Consider the following 13623-nt stretch of genomic DNA (forward strand, 5'->3'; position numbering starts at 1 on the left):
TTTGATGACAGCGTTGACGGTGAAGACGACGCCCGGAGAATGGACGGTGGCCAGAACGCCGCTGGTCGACCTTGGTGCCGCAAAGCATCGCCTCGGTCCGATGGGCTGTAGCGAACATGATGGCGCTTGAGCCGGGCACGAGCGTGTTTCGCCTTTGTTCTCGATGATTGCGCCGGCCGGCTCGCCTGCCTACGTGGACCCGGTGACCGATACGCAGATTGCCCAACCGCCCTATTTGTCCACCCTCAACGCGCCGCAGCGGGAGGCCGTGCTGACGACGGATGGCCCCGTGCTTGTCCTCGCCGGGGCCGGCACGGGCAAGACCGCGGCGCTGACCGCACGGCTCGCTCATCTGCTCTACACGCGGCGCGCATGGCCATCGGAAATCCTGGCGGTGACCTTCACCAACAAGGCCGCGCGCGAGATGCGCGAACGGGTCGGGCGACTGGTCGGCGAGACGGTGGAGGGGATGCCGTGGCTGGGAACGTTTCACGCGATTGGCGCCAAGATGCTGCGGCGACATGCCGAACTGGTCGGGCTGCAATCCAATTTCACGATCCTCGATACCGACGACCAACTGCGGTTGCTCAAGCAATTGATCGTCGCCGCCGACATCGACGAGAAGCGTTTTCCGGCACGTAGCCTCGCCGGGTTGATCGACGAGTGGAAGAACAAGGGGCTGACTCCGCGCGACGTCGATGCGGGCGAGAGCGAGCGTTATGCCAACGGACGCGGCGGTGAGCTGTACGAGCAATATCAGGTGCGGCTCCGGTCAGTGAACGCCTGCGACTTCGGCGATCTGCTGCTCCACGTGCTCACCATCCTGAAGAGCAATCGCGAAGTGCTGGAGCAGTACCAGCAACGCTTCCGCTACATCATGGTGGACGAGTATCAGGACACCAACTCGGTCCAGTATCTCTGGCTGCGCCTGCTCGCGCAGGAGCGGCGCAACATCTGCTGTGTCGGCGACGACGATCAGTCGATCTATTCGTGGCGCGGCGCGCAGGTGGAGAACATCCTCAAGTTCGAGAAGGACTTTCCCGGCGCCAAGGTGATCCGGCTGGAACAGAATTACCGCTCGACGCCGCATATCCTCGGCGCCGCATCGGGCGTGATCGCCAACAATGGCGGGCGGCTAGGCAAGCAATTGTGGACCGAGCTCGACGCTGGCGAGAAAGTGCGCGTCATCGGCGTGTGGGACGGCCCCGAGGAGGCGCGCCGCGTCTCGGACGAGGTCGAGACGTGCCAGCGAGCGGGCAAGAGCCTGGATGATGTCGCGATCCTGGTGCGCGCGCAGCATCAGACGCGCGAGTTCGAGGACTGCTTCATCTCGGTCGGGCTGCCGTATCGCATCGTCGGGGGCTTCCGCTTCTACGAGCGTGCCGAAATCCGCGACGCGCTCGCTTACCTGCGCATCGTCAACCAGCCAGCCGACGATCTCGCGTTCGAACGGATCGTCAACGTGCCCAAGCGCGGGCTCGGCGACAAGGCGGTGGCGAAGCTCCACCAGCTTGCCCGCGCGGAAGGGTTGCCGCTGAGCCTTGCCGCGGCGCGCATCCTCGACAGCGACGAGCTGACCCCGCAGGCGCGCAAGTCGCTCGGCCGCTTCGTCGGAGACGTTGCGCGCTGGCGAGACATGGCGCGCGACCTGCCCCATCCCGAACTCGCGCGGCAATTGCTTGATGAGAGCGGCTACACCGCTATGCTCCAGGCCGAAAAGACAACCGAGGCCGCGGGACGGCTGGAGAATCTGTCCGAGCTCGTTCGCGCGATGGAGGAATATGAGAACCTCGGCGCGTTCCTCGAACACGTCAGCCTCGTCATGGACAATGAGGCGACGCGCGAGGACCCGAAGATCACGATCATGACGATCCACGCCGCCAAGGGGCTGGAATATGACACCGTGTTCCTCGTCGGCTGGGAAGAAGGATTGTTTCCGTCGCAGCGCGCGCTCGATGAGGGCGGCACGCGCAGCCTGGAGGAGGAGCGTCGACTCGCCTATGTCGCGATCACGCGCGCACGCCGCCGCGCGGTGATCTTCCACGCCGCGAATCGCCGCATCTACGGTCAATGGACCAGCTCGATCCCGTCGCGCTTCGTCGGCGAACTGCCGGCCGATCACATCGACAGCGAGACGACGATGTCGGGCGGCGAGAGCCTGTGGCGCGCCAACTGGACCGAGCGCGCCGATCCGTTCGCGGATGTGTCGCGCGGCACCGGGCGCGGTCCGGGATGGCAGCGCGCGGCGGGTACGCTGGGCGCGAAGCCGGGCGGCGAGTGGACCAGCCGTACCTTCACGCGTGAGCCGACACGCGTGGTCGAGAGCCGCACGAGCGCGGTCAGCATCGGCAACAAGGGCCGCGGCGACCTGTCGCTTGGCCAGCGCGTGTTTCACCAGAAGTTCGGTTACGGCGCGATCGCGGAGATCGAGGGCAACAAGCTCGAGATCGATTTCGAGCAGGCGGGGCGCAAGCGCGTAATGGACACGTTCGTGACGGTCACCTGACCGTGCCGGGTGCTGCCGATCCGGTCTTTATTTTGCGTTCTAGCTGCCCTTCCCGGCTTACCGGCGTTGTCGCACGTAGAGGCGCCGCATGTCCGAGACTGCCGGGAGACCGAATCGACGCTGTGGGAAAAGGTGAAGGGCGAGATCACCGCCGGCGCCAAGGGCGGCAAGAAGGGGCAATGGTCCGCGCGAAAGGCGCAGATGGCGGTGTAGGAGTGTCAGAAGCGCGGCGGCGGCTACGTCGGCAAGCAGGACGAGCATAATTCGTTGCACGAGTGGACCGAGGAAGACCGGGGCACCAAGTCGGAGAAGGAAGGCGGCAAGACGGGCGAGCGCTACCTACCCAAGGAAGCGCGCGAGAGGCTGAGCCACGAGGAGTACAGGCGCACGACCGCCAAAAGCGCGCCGACACGAAGAAGGGCAAGCAGATCTCCGCCTAGCCCAAGGACGTCGCCGACAAGACCCGCTCGGCACGCGACCACCGCAGCAAGTCAGAGCTCTACGCCGAAGCGAAGAAGCGCGACATGTCCGGCCGATCGAAGATGGGAAAGGACGAGCTGCTCAAGGCGCTTGCTTGACGCGGACTGCGCCGCTCGCCCACAATGCCCACCAGATGATCAGCGGCTGCAGGGCAAGGCGCGGTGCATGGTACCAGATCGACAGGCCGGTGCCGTGTGACAGGTCGTTGATCGCGTGCTGGACGTTGGCGGGCCAAACGCACAGCGCGTAGGCGGCGAGTGCCCAGCCGGCCGGCCTGCGCCACCGTGGAAAGACGAGCGCCATCGCCCCCGCAAGCTCGCAAATACCCGTTGCCAACACCACCACGCGTGGTTGGGGTACCCATGCGGGCACGATCCGCACTATCGCTTCGGTGAAGTAAAGGTGGCCCGCACCCGCGAGTGCATAGAAAGCGGTGAGCAGCCGGCACCCGACCGATCGGACGCGCGTCTCCGTCACTGCTCGATCGCGAGAAGGGTCACTCCGTCGTACTTCGCCTCTTTCGGCTCGAACAACTCGCTTGCGGTAAAGCGCCGCGGCGTGACCCGCAGCCCGGTGAGACCGGTAAGCTTGAACGCACCGATCTTTGGCTCGCGCGGGGGCTGTCCGTCACGCTCGAGCGTCAACGCGTCCAGATAGATTTCGCCGTGCTTGGTGTACACGATGTGCGGGGCGAGCGTCACCGTACCCCGGTTGTAGCTCGCCGCAATCGCCTGCTGCTTCACAATGGCTTCGAACACGAGCGGCATCGTGTCCGGAACGGCCGCGGCGGAGCGATCCTCACTGATGGTCAACGTCATTCGCCCATCTTAGCCGGACTCGCTGCGGTGCAGCAAGAACGTGCGGCGAAACGACGGGTTTCCTGTCATTCGCCGCACGTTTCACTCACTTGACGCCGGGCACGCCCATCAGCTTCTGCGCAAAATAGGTCATCTGCAACGCGTTCAATCGCGCACCCTGCTCTATGTCTGCATCGCCCGAGTGACCGCCCGCGGTATCCTCATAGAACAGGTAAGGCAGGCCGTATTCCTTCAGACGGGCGGCGAACTTGCGTGCGTGCTGCGGGCCGACGCGGTCGTCCTTGGTCGTCGTCCAGACATACGGCTCCGGATAGTTCACCCTGCGCTTGATGTTCTGATACGGCGAGATCTTCTCAAGGAACGCGCGCTCCTCGGGCACGCTGACCGAGCCATATTCGTCGACCCATGACGCGCCGGCGGCGATCTGTTCGTAGCGGATCATGTCGAGCAGCGGGACCTGGATCGTCACTGCCTTCCACATGTCGGGATGCTGGTTGAACTCGACCCCCATCAGCAGCCCGCCGTTCGAACCGCCGTAGATGCCGAGCTTCGACGGACTGGTCAGCCGCCTAGTGAACAGGTCGCGCGCAACGGCAGCGAAATCGTCGTAGATGATCTGCCGCTTGGTTTTTCGCCCCGCATCGTGCCACGCTGGGCCGAACTCGCCGCCACCGCGGATGTTGGCGAGCACATAGGCGCCGCCGCGCTCCAGCCACAGTTTGCCAGTCAGCGCGGCATAGCTCGGCGTCATCGACGATTGGAAGCCGCCATACGCCGTCATCAACGTCGGCGTGCTGCCGTCGAGTGGCGCATTCTTTGCGTGCACGATAAAGTACGGGATCTTGGTCCCGTCACTCGACACCGCCTCGAACTGCTCCGACACCAGCCCTGCTGCATCAAAGCGCGCGGGCAGCGCCTTCACCTGCTGCGGTGCAGCCGTGCCGCCGGCCGACACCGACCACAAGGTCGTCGGGGCAAGGAAGCTGGTGACCGTCAGATAGGCGTCGTCGCTGTGATCGGTCGCGCTCGCGACACCGATCGATGCATTGTCGGGAAGCGCAAGCTGGCGCTTCGTCCACCCGCTCGCGCCATGGGTGAAGACGATCGCGCGGCCGCGGACGTTGTCGTATACGCTGGCGATCACGTGATTGCGCGTCGTCGTCACGCGATCGACCGACTGGCGCGCGGTCGGCGCGAAGACCAGTTGCGGCGTGAAGCGGCCTTTCACCACCTCCGACAGCGGCGCGGAGGCGACCGCACCGGCCGGAATCGCGCCCCAGGGATCGCTCGTCTCGAAGATGACCTGCCCGTCGACCATCCCGCTGGGGAAGGTGCGCGCGGGCACGTCGAGCTTCACCAGCTTGCCGTCGTGCTCGACGAGCGTCTCACCACCAAAGAAGGTCGGGCGGCGCTGCACCATGACGACGCGGTTGCCCGCGCCATCCTCCATCACCATGCCGTAGGTGCCGAGTTGGTCCTCCGGCTTGCCGCGGTACACCTCCTCCGCCTGCGACAGCGGCTGTCCGCGCCTCACGCGCTTGACGACGAAGGGATAGCCCGAGCCGGTCATCGTGCCCGCGCCCCAGTCGCGTGAGACGAGCAATGTGTCGGCGTCGATCCAGTCGGCGCCCTGCTTGGATGTCGGCAGGTTGAAGCCATTCGGCACGAACGTGCCGCTGTCGAGGTCGAACTCGCGATAGGTCACCGCATCCTCGCCGCCTTCGGACAGAGCGACCAGACAGCGCCGCTGGTCGGGTTCGAGACAGGTCAGCCCCTTCCACACCCATTTCTTGTTCTCGGCACGGCTGAGCGCGTCGAGGTCGAGCGCCACCGTCCACGCGGGGGCCTCAGCGGCATATCCCTGCTTGCTGGTCCAGCGCAGGACGCCTTGCGGATGCTCCGCGTCGCGCCAGAAATTGTAGACGCGCCCGTGCAATTGGATCGGCATCGCGATCCGGTCCTTCGCCGACGCGATCGCCAGCGCTTCGGCATAGAATTGCTTGTAGCGCGGATCGTTCTGGAGCCGCGGCAGCGTGCGGGCATTCTCCGCTGCGACCCAGGCGAGCGGCTTGGCTCCGTCCTTGTCCTCCAGCCACATATACGGATCGGCAGAAGCGGTGGCGGCGGCCGGAGCCGCGGTCTTGTCAATCATCGGCTTGTTGTGGGTGCCCGCTTGGGCGCCTGCAACCATGGCGAGCGCAATCAGGATCATTCAAGGCTCCGTACAGCTTGGCACCCTTGTGACGCTGCGGCATGGGTAAGACAATGGAAAGTGAGCGCTTCGCCCAATCCCAAGCCGATGGTCTGCCGCCGCGGCGACGGCTCGCCGCAATCGCGGCCTTGTGCTTCGGTACCGCGCTGGTCGTGATCGATGGCGGCGTCGCAAACGTCGCGTTGCCGACGATCGCGCGCGACCTTGGGGTGAGTTCCAGCTCGGTCGTGTCGATCGTCACGATCTACCAGCTGATGCTTGTCATGCTGATGCTGCCCTTTGCGGGTCTAGGCGAACGGATCGGGCTCAAGCGGATGTACCAGCTTGGTCAGCTGATCTTCACGGTCGCAACGCTGCTATGCTTTTTTGCCAAAAGCCTGCCGTTCCTGCTGGTGGTCCGCGCCGCGCAGGCGATCGGCGCGGCGGGCGCACTGGCGGTCGCAAGCGCGCTGATCCGGCAGACCTATCCGGCACAGCAACTCGGTCGCGGGCTGGGCATCAACTCGGTCATCGTGTCGAGCTCGGCCGCGGCGGCGCCGACGATCGGCGGCCTGGTGCTTGCGGTCGCGCCGTGGCCGTGGGTGTTTGCAAGCGCTATCCCGTTCGCAATCGGCTCGCTGCTGCTCGGCCGCGCGCTCCCCGACGCGCCACCGCGCGATCAGCGGTTCGACCTTGCCGGCGCGGTGATGTGCGCGGCGATGTTCGGGCTCGTCATCGGTGGGCTCGAAAGCGCGGTGCACGGCGACAGCCCGGTCGTATCTGCGGCGATCGTGCTTCTGGGTGTGGCGCTCGGCACCTATTTCGTCCGACGCGAACGAGGAACGGACAATCCGATTTTGCCGATCGACCTGCTCGGCCGTCCGGTGATCGCCTTGTCCGCGATCGGCGCCTTCAGCGCCTTTACCTCGTCGATGACGCTGTTGCTGTCGACGCCGTTCCGGCTGACACACTCCTACGGCTTCTCCGCCGCGGAGGTCGGCGCGGCGATCGCGCCATGGCCGCTCACCAACATGATCGTCGCACCGCTGGCCGGCTGGCTGTCCGACCGCGTGCCCGCCGGGCTGCTCGGCGGCGTCGGTATGGCGATCTCGATCGTGGCGCTGACCCTCATCGCATACATGCCTGCCGATCCGGGCTATTTCGACATTGCGTGGCGGATGGCGCTGTGCGGATCGGGCTTCGGCATCTTCCTGCCGCCGAACGCGCGACTCATCATCGGATCAGCCCCGCGTGAACGTGCCGCCGCTGCGGGTGGTCTCGTAAGCACGGTGCGGCTGGTCGGGCAAACGACCGGCGCAACGCTGGTCGCGGCCTTGCTAGCCTTCGGTGTCGGTGCACGCAGCACGCCCCCGCTGGTCGCGGCAGCACTGGCGCTGGTCGCAGGGGTATGCAGCCTCGCACGGCTTCGGCCATCGATCCGCAATCCGCAGCGTAGCGAAACGCAGGACGTGCAACCCGCCGCCCCGGTCCGCTGACCTCAGCCGCCGCGTGCGGCGATCCAGGCGAGCCACAGCCAGCCGGCGATCAGCATCGCGCCACCGATCGGCGTGATCGCCCCGAACCAGCGCGGCGCACCCAACGCCATCAGGTACAGCGTGCCCGCGAAGATCGCGCTGCCGATGACGAACAGCCAGCCAGGGCCGCGCGCGTCGAGCCGAAGCGCAATCAACGTCGCGACCGCATGGATCAGCTGATACTGACCGCCGGTCTTCAGCCACTCCGCTGCCGCACCCGACGCACCGTGCGCTCCAAACGCGCCGGCACCCACCGCGAGCGCACCCGACAGCGCGGCCAAAAGCATCAACAGGTTCAAGTCGCCGTTCCCGTACCGCGTCCGACCGGCGTCGGCTCGCGCGCCAATTCGGTTATAATCACGTCTCGCGCAGCGCGGATGTCGCCAGTCTCGATCTGCAACCGCAATCGTTCACGGTCACGCGAGCGGTACATGTCCTCGGCGCGGTCGATTTCCTCGTTCGAGATCTGCAAGCCCTGCATCGCCAGCCGCGCCATCTTGACCGCCGATTCGAGCACCTCGCGCACAACGTAGCGCGCGGGACCGTTCTTGAGCTTGATTAGCGCGCGGCGATCGAACGCACGGACGTAGACGGCGGCATTCGGGAATGCTTCGTGAACGCTTTCCAGCCAGTCGGCATCGATCTGGTCGCCGTCGATGCAGAACAGGATCAGTTCGGCGTCGGCGGCTCCAGCCTGCCGCAGCAGATCGAGCCTCGTGCCGTCGCCGAAATAGACTTTGGCGCCGAACTCCGCTGCGACGTCGATCATCTCGATGTCGCTGTCGATCAGCGTGACGGGCACACCGCTCGCCATCAGCATCTGCGCTACCGTCTGCCCGAACCGGCCGTAGCCTACGACCAGCGCGTTGGCGCCGTCGGCGCTCGGCCCGTCGCGCTCTCCGACCGGATCGATCGGTGCCTCGCGGAAGGCGCGGGTCGCCATCATCAGGAACGGCGTGGTCGCCATCGACAGCGTAATGACCGCGCCGAACAGGCTGGCCGCCTCTGGCGCGATCAGGAAGCCGCTCTGCGCTTGTCCCAGCAGCACGAAACCGAACTCGCCGCCCTGGCTGAGCAGCAGCCCTAGCCCGAGCGCCGGTCGCCACGGCATGCGGAACACGCGCGCGATCAGGAAGATCACCGACGCCTTGGTCACGATCAGCGCGGCGGCCATTCCCGCCACGAACAAAGGCCGCTCGGCGATCGCCGACAGATCAAGCATCATGCCGACCGCGAGGAAGAACAATCCGAGCAGGATCGAGCGGAACGGCTCGACATCCGCCTCCAGCTCATGGCGATACGGGCTGTCGGCCAGCATCACGCCCGCAACGAACGCGCCGAGCGCGGTCGACAGCCCGAGCAGCTCCATCAGCGCAGCCGAGGCGATGACCGTGAAGAGCGCCGCGAAGACGAACATCTCGCGCTCGCCCAGATTGCCGATCCAGCGGAACAGCGGGCCGAGGATGAAGCGACCCGCCGCGATCAGCCCGACAATCGCGAGCATGGTGTAGAGCGCGAGCAGCCAGCCCGACGGGCCACCCGCCTCGGCCGGATTGCGGCTCATCGCAGCGATGATCGTGATCATCGGGATGATCGACAGGTCCTGGAACAACAGGATCGAAAAGGCGCGCTCCCCGAACGGCGTCCGCAGCCGCCCGGCCGATTGCAGCATCGGCAGCACCTGCGCGGTCGACGACAGGGCAAGCGGCATGCCGAGCGCCAGCGCCGCCGCGACCGAGAAATGCGCGACGAACGCCAGGATCGCGGTGATCGCCGCTCCGCAGGCAAGCACCTGCAAAGTGCCGAGCGCGAAGATGTCTTCCTTCAATCGCCACAATTTGGCCGGGCTCAGCTCCAGTCCAACGATGAACAGCAGCATCGTGATGCCCAGTTCGGCGAAGCCCATCTTGGCTTCCGCATTGCCGACCAGGCCGAGGACATGCGGCCCGACCACCGCCCCGGCGACGAGATAGCCGAGCGTCGCACCCAGGCCCAGGCGGCGGAACAGCAGCACGAAGACCAGTGCGAAGCCGAGCAGGATGAACCCGTCGCGCAGCAGCGACCCGTCGGCGGCATGCTCCATCAGCGCGGCACCTGCGCGGTAATGGTCCCGTTCGCGTGAGCCGCAGCATCCGCCGCTTCCGCCGCGGCCTCGAACGCAAGCCGGATCGAGGGATGACGGGCGGTCAGCTTCAGGCCCGGTGAGAAGACCTGTATGCCGGGCCAGTCGGGCGCCTCACCCGTACCCGCCAGCCATGTCGTCAGCTGGTCACGCGCGGTGGCAAGCTCGGCCGGAGTCCGCCCGATCGCGTGGCTTGCCAGCAGCGTCGACGACGCTTGTCCGAGCAGACAGGCGCGCACCTGGGTTCCGACCCTGGCGACGCGGCCATCCGCCCCAAGCTCGATATCGACCGTTACCCGGCTGCCGCAGATCGGTGAGCGCTTCTCCGCCGATGCCGCACCCTCAGGCAACCGGTCGGGATACGGATTGCCGAGCGCGAGCGCGGAAATCTCCGGCGTGTAGAGGTCGAGGCTCAAGAGGCGGTGTTTCCGTTGTCTTGCGGGATCGGGTACCAGCGCGGCGAGAACAGCGGCTTTCCGCGACGTCGGCGATCGACCACGTCGGCGATCGAGGCGCTGGTTGCACTGAGCAGCGGGTAGGTTCGCGCCTGCACGATCCACGCCGGTCGCCGCGCAGGGCCGCCGCCCATCAGGTCGAGCACCAGCACGATCAACAGGAACGCGAGGCTGGCGAAGATCAATCCCTTGAGCGCGCCGAAACCGAAACCGAGCGCGCGGTCGATCGGCCCCAACACCGACGTGCGCGTCCGCGCGCTGACCGCGTTCACGACGATCCGGCTGAGCAGGTACGTCCCGCCGGTCAGGATCGCAAACGCGAGCACCGTCGCACCCGACGGCGTGCCGATCGTCGGTGCCAACGCGCGCGACAGCGGCAGGTGGAAGATCTTAAGCGCGAACACCATCGCCACCCAGGCGAACAGCGCCAGTACCTCCGCCACGAAACCACGCTTCGCCCCCAACAGCGCGGTCGAGGCGACGAGCAGCAGGACGACGATGTCGAGGGCGTGCAGGTTCATCACGCTCTAGATACGGGCTGCCGCCGCAGGCGACTAGCCCCGGCCGAGCATGTGATCGACGAAGCGTCCGAGATTGCCGAAGCTGGACAGGCGCACCGACGCGCCCTCCGACACGCCTGACGGCACCATTGCGCGCGTGAAGCCCAGCTTGCCCGCCTCCTTCAACCGCAGCGGCGCATGCGCGACCGGGCGTATCTCGCCAGACAGCGCGATCTCGCCGAACGCGACTCCATCGGAGGCGACCGGCCGCTCGCTGAGCGCGGAGATCAGCGCCGCTGCTACCGCCAGATCGGCGGCAGGGTCCTGCACGCGGTAACCACCGGCGACGTTCAGATAGACCTCGCAGGTCGAAAAGCTGAGCCCGCAGCGCGCTTCCACCACCGCCAGGATCATCGCCAGCCGCCCTAAGTCCCAGCCGACCACTGCACGCCTGGGCGTCGCCCCGCTTGCCAGTCGCACCACTAGCGCCTGTATCTCAACCAGCACCGGCCGCGTTCCCTCCAATGCGGGGAACACGATCGAACCAGTGACGCTCTCGTCGCGCTGCGTCAGGAACAGGCTCGATGGATTTGCAACCTCGACCAGCCCCTCGCCCGCCATTGCGAAAACGCCGATCTCGTCCGTCCCGCCGAAGCGGTTCTTGATCGCGCGCAAGATGCGATACTGATGGCTGCGCTCGCCCTCGAAGCTGAGCACGGTGTCGACCATGTGTTCGAGCACGCGCGGCCCCGCGATCGACCCGTCCTTGGTCACGTGCCCGACCAGCACCACCGCCGTCCCGCGTTCCTTGGCGAAGCGGATCAGTTCCTGCGCGGTGGCGCGCACCTGACTGACCGTGCCCGGTGCGCCCTCGATCAGGTCGGAGTGCATCGTCTGGATCGAGTCGATCACCAGCAATGCGGGCGGATCGACTTGCAGCGTGGTCAGGATGTCGCGCGTCGAGGTCGCGGCGGCGAGCTGTACCGGCGCATCGCCGAGACCGAGCCGCTGCGCGCGCAACCGCACCTGATCCGCCGCTTCCTCACCCGAGACGTAGGCGACGCTGCGCCCGCCGCGGGCCAGCCGTGCCGCCGCCTGCAGCAGCAGCGTCGACTTGCCGACGCCCGGATCGCCGCCGATCAACGTCGCCGAGCCCGCGACCAATCCGCCGCCGAGTGCGCGGTCGAGTTCGGCAATGCCGAAGCTCATCCGCTCCGGTAGGGCGATGTCGGCGTCGAGCTTGACCAGCGTCAGCGCGCGCCCGCCCGATTGCAGATTATGTTTCGCCTGGAACGGCGTGACGACCGCCGACGCCTCCTCGACCAGTGTGTTCCATTCGTTGCAATCGGTACATTGCCCCTGCCAGCGGTGCGACACTGAACCGCACGACTGACAGACATATCGACGTTGCGCTTTAGCCATCCCCCGTCCTAGCACATGCGGAACGAGAGAGGAACAAAGGCCCGATCAATCCTTCGACGGGATCGCCAAACCCCGCTGCACCGCCGGTCGTGCCAGCCCGCGATCAAGCCAGGTTTTCACGTGGCCGAACTCGTCGAACCCGACGAGATCGCCCGCTTTGTAGAAGTCTCGCAGCGCCCGCACCCAGCCGAGCATCGCGATATCGGCGATCGAGTAATCGCCGACGAACCATTCCTTGCCAGCGAGCGCGCGATCCATCACGCCGAGCAACCGCCTGCTTTCGTCGACGTAACGATCGCGTGGACGCTTGTCCTCCCAGTCTTTGCCGGCGAACTTGTGGAAGAAGCCGAGTTGTCCGAACATCGGTCCGACACCGCCCATCTGGAACATGACCCAGGAAATCGCCTGCCATCGTACAGCCGGGTTCGTCGGCAGCAGCTTGCCGGTCTTCTCCGCGAGATAGAGGAGGATCGCGCCGCTCTCGAAGATACCGACCGCAACGCCACCCGGCCCGGCGGGATCGATCATCGCGGGGATCTTGCCATTGGGGTTGAGCGAGACGAACGCGTCCGACTTCTGGTCGTTCTGGGCGAAGTCGATCAAGTGCGCCTCGTACGGCAAACCGGTCTCCTCCAGCATGATCGACGCCTTCACGCCGTTCGGCGTGTTGAGCGAATAAAGCTGGATGCGATCGGGATGTGTGGCCGGCCAGCGTCGCGTGATTGGGAAGTCTGTGAGTGTCGTCATGCCGTGCAAACGGCGCGGCGGCACGAGCCGTTCCGTTCAGTTCGCGTTCGGAACCCGATCGTTACGCTCTCGTTTCCCATTTGACATCAACCGCGAGAGAGCATCAATGAAGCGTTATCAGATCCTCGCCGCCGTTGCGGCGGCCGCCCTTACTCCGACGATCGCCACTGCGCAGACTGCGCCGGCGACCGCGCCTGCGGCCGGCGCTCAGGCATCTACCACCGTCACGGCGGGTGCGACGGTATATGATACCAGCGGCGGCATCGTCGGCACGGTCGCGAGCACCGATGGCACCAACGCCGTCATCGACACCGGTACCAACAAGGCGGCGATCCCGCTTACCTCGCTTGGCAAGGGCGCGCAGGGTCCGGTGCTCGCCATGACCAAGGCGCAGCTCGATGCCGCCGCCGGGGCGCAGAAGCAGCAGGCGAACGCCGCGTTCCGTTCGCAACTCGTCACAGGCGCCAGCGTCTACGGCACCGGCGGTGCCAAGCTCGGCACGATCAAGGCGGTGGACGCGACCAACGTGACGCTGACCACCGACAAGGGTGATGCGAAGCTGCCGATCACCGGCTTCGGTCCCGGACCGCAGGGTGTGACGATCGGTATGACCGCGGCGCAGCTGTCCGCCGCGATGGGCGCGGCAGCACCGGCTACCGATGCGGCCTCATCGACCACGACCGGCGCCGCCGGTGCCGCGACCGGAGCAGTTGCGGGTACCGCAGCAGCGGCTAACGTCGCCACCTCGACGCCTGCTACGACCACCAAGACGTCGGTGAAAACCACCAAGACGACGAAGACGACCAAGCCGCGCAGGTAAGCGCGCCGATCCCACCCGTCAGTTGGC

The 13623-nt window shown here is 66.2% G+C and carries 13 protein-coding genes; 4 read left to right on the plus strand and 9 right to left on the minus strand.

Features of this window, described 5'->3' with window-relative positions:
* The first annotated feature begins 163 nt into the window (after positions 1-163).
* Positions 164-2506, plus strand: coding sequence for a UvrD-helicase domain-containing protein (locus SMN802W_RS0100230; protein ID WP_083925523.1), 2343 nt, complete (start codon positions 164-166; stop codon positions 2504-2506).
* A 66-nt stretch (positions 2507-2572) separates the two neighbouring features.
* Positions 2573-2719, plus strand: coding sequence for a hypothetical protein (locus SMN802W_RS18615; protein ID WP_019514867.1), 147 nt, complete (start codon positions 2573-2575; stop codon positions 2717-2719).
* A 348-nt stretch (positions 2720-3067) separates the two neighbouring features.
* On the opposite strand, the gene SMN802W_RS0100240 is transcribed toward SMN802W_RS18615, so the two are convergent.
* The 3 genes from SMN802W_RS0100240 to SMN802W_RS0100250 all read right to left on the minus strand — a co-directional run bounded on the left by SMN802W_RS0100240 (position 3068) and on the right by SMN802W_RS0100250 (position 6016).
* The gene (locus SMN802W_RS0100240) at positions 3068-3463 is read right to left on the minus strand and encodes a DoxX family protein (RefSeq protein ID WP_019514868.1); all 396 of its coding nucleotides are present in this window, start codon (positions 3461-3463) and stop codon (positions 3068-3070) included.
* On the minus strand, positions 3460-3804 hold the full coding sequence (locus SMN802W_RS0100245; protein WP_019514869.1) for a hypothetical protein: 345 nt from the start codon (positions 3802-3804) through the stop codon (positions 3460-3462). Before SMN802W_RS0100245 ends, SMN802W_RS0100240 begins: the two co-directional genes overlap by 4 nt.
* A gap of 85 nt (positions 3805-3889) precedes the next feature.
* Complete coding sequence (locus tag SMN802W_RS0100250; RefSeq protein WP_019514870.1) at positions 3890-6016, minus strand: prolyl oligopeptidase family serine peptidase; 2127 nt, start codon at positions 6014-6016, stop codon at positions 3890-3892.
* A 41-nt stretch (positions 6017-6057) separates the two neighbouring features.
* Here SMN802W_RS0100250 and SMN802W_RS0100255 point away from each other — a divergent pair, with 41 nt between their 5' ends.
* Entirely contained in the window at positions 6058-7491 is a 1434-nt protein-coding gene (locus tag SMN802W_RS0100255) for an MFS transporter (RefSeq protein ID WP_238560075.1), read from the plus strand.
* 2 nt (positions 7492-7493) lie between these two features.
* On the opposite strand, the gene SMN802W_RS0100260 is transcribed toward SMN802W_RS0100255, so the two are convergent.
* Genes SMN802W_RS0100260 through SMN802W_RS0100285 form a run of 6 tightly spaced genes read right to left on the minus strand, consistent with a single transcriptional unit; the run spans position 7494 to position 12776 of the window.
* The gene (locus SMN802W_RS0100260; RefSeq protein ID WP_019514872.1) at positions 7494-7817 is read right to left on the minus strand and encodes a DUF423 domain-containing protein; all 324 of its coding nucleotides are present in this window, start codon (positions 7815-7817) and stop codon (positions 7494-7496) included.
* 8 nt (positions 7818-7825) lie between these two features.
* Positions 7826-9613 (minus strand): cation:proton antiporter domain-containing protein, encoded by a 1788-nt coding sequence (locus tag SMN802W_RS0100265; protein ID WP_019514873.1) that lies wholly within the window; start codon positions 9611-9613, stop codon positions 7826-7828.
* The gene (locus SMN802W_RS0100270; RefSeq protein ID WP_019514874.1) at positions 9613-10068 is read right to left on the minus strand and encodes an iron-sulfur cluster assembly scaffold protein; all 456 of its coding nucleotides are present in this window, start codon (positions 10066-10068) and stop codon (positions 9613-9615) included. Before SMN802W_RS0100270 ends, SMN802W_RS0100265 begins: the two co-directional genes overlap by 1 nt.
* Positions 10065-10628, minus strand: coding sequence for a CvpA family protein (locus SMN802W_RS0100275; RefSeq protein ID WP_019514875.1), 564 nt, complete (start codon positions 10626-10628; stop codon positions 10065-10067). Before SMN802W_RS0100275 ends, SMN802W_RS0100270 begins: the two co-directional genes overlap by 4 nt.
* A gap of 33 nt (positions 10629-10661) precedes the next feature.
* Positions 10662-12029, minus strand: a complete 1368-nt coding sequence (radA, locus tag SMN802W_RS0100280) for a DNA repair protein RadA (protein ID WP_026325577.1) — start codon at positions 12027-12029, stop codon at positions 10662-10664.
* A 45-nt stretch (positions 12030-12074) separates the two neighbouring features.
* A complete protein-coding gene (locus tag SMN802W_RS0100285) occupies positions 12075-12776 on the minus strand; it encodes a glutathione S-transferase N-terminal domain-containing protein (RefSeq protein ID WP_026325578.1) in 702 nt (233 codons plus the stop codon).
* A gap of 106 nt (positions 12777-12882) precedes the next feature.
* Between SMN802W_RS0100285 and SMN802W_RS16085 the strand changes: the two genes are divergently transcribed.
* Positions 12883-13596, plus strand: a complete 714-nt coding sequence (locus SMN802W_RS16085; protein ID WP_019514878.1) for a hypothetical protein — start codon at positions 12883-12885, stop codon at positions 13594-13596.
* Positions 13597-13623: the final 27 nt, after the last annotated feature.

Origin of the sequence: Sphingomonas sp. Mn802worker, from assembly GCF_000382485.1 — a bacterium.
GTDB lineage: Bacteria > Pseudomonadota > Alphaproteobacteria > Sphingomonadales > Sphingomonadaceae > Sphingomonas.

What these genes read in the sequence shown, in the direction of transcription:
- SMN802W_RS0100285 (WP_026325578.1), bottom strand. Translation starts at nt 12,776, where the DNA reads ATGACGACACTCACAGACTTCCCAATCACGCGACGCTGGCCGGCCACA.
- SMN802W_RS0100245 (WP_019514869.1), bottom strand. Translation starts at nt 3,804, where the DNA reads ATGACGTTGACCATCAGTGAGGATCGCTCCGCCGCGGCCGTTCCGGAC.
- SMN802W_RS0100250 (WP_019514870.1), bottom strand. Translation starts at nt 6,016, where the DNA reads ATGATCCTGATTGCGCTCGCCATGGTTGCAGGCGCCCAAGCGGGCACC.
- SMN802W_RS0100230 (WP_083925523.1), top strand. Translation starts at nt 164, where the DNA reads ATGATTGCGCCGGCCGGCTCGCCTGCCTACGTGGACCCGGTGACCGAT.
- SMN802W_RS16085 (WP_019514878.1), top strand. Translation starts at nt 12,883, where the DNA reads ATGAAGCGTTATCAGATCCTCGCCGCCGTTGCGGCGGCCGCCCTTACT.
- SMN802W_RS0100260 (WP_019514872.1), bottom strand. Translation starts at nt 7,817, where the DNA reads ATGCTTTTGGCCGCGCTGTCGGGTGCGCTCGCGGTGGGTGCCGGCGCG.
- SMN802W_RS0100275 (WP_019514875.1), bottom strand. Translation starts at nt 10,628, where the DNA reads ATGAACCTGCACGCCCTCGACATCGTCGTCCTGCTGCTCGTCGCCTCG.
- radA (WP_026325577.1), bottom strand. Translation starts at nt 12,029, where the DNA reads ATGGCTAAAGCGCAACGTCGATATGTCTGTCAGTCGTGCGGTTCAGTG.
- SMN802W_RS0100255 (WP_238560075.1), top strand. Translation starts at nt 6,058, where the DNA reads ATGGGTAAGACAATGGAAAGTGAGCGCTTCGCCCAATCCCAAGCCGAT.
- SMN802W_RS0100265 (WP_019514873.1), bottom strand. Translation starts at nt 9,613, where the DNA reads ATGGAGCATGCCGCCGACGGGTCGCTGCTGCGCGACGGGTTCATCCTG.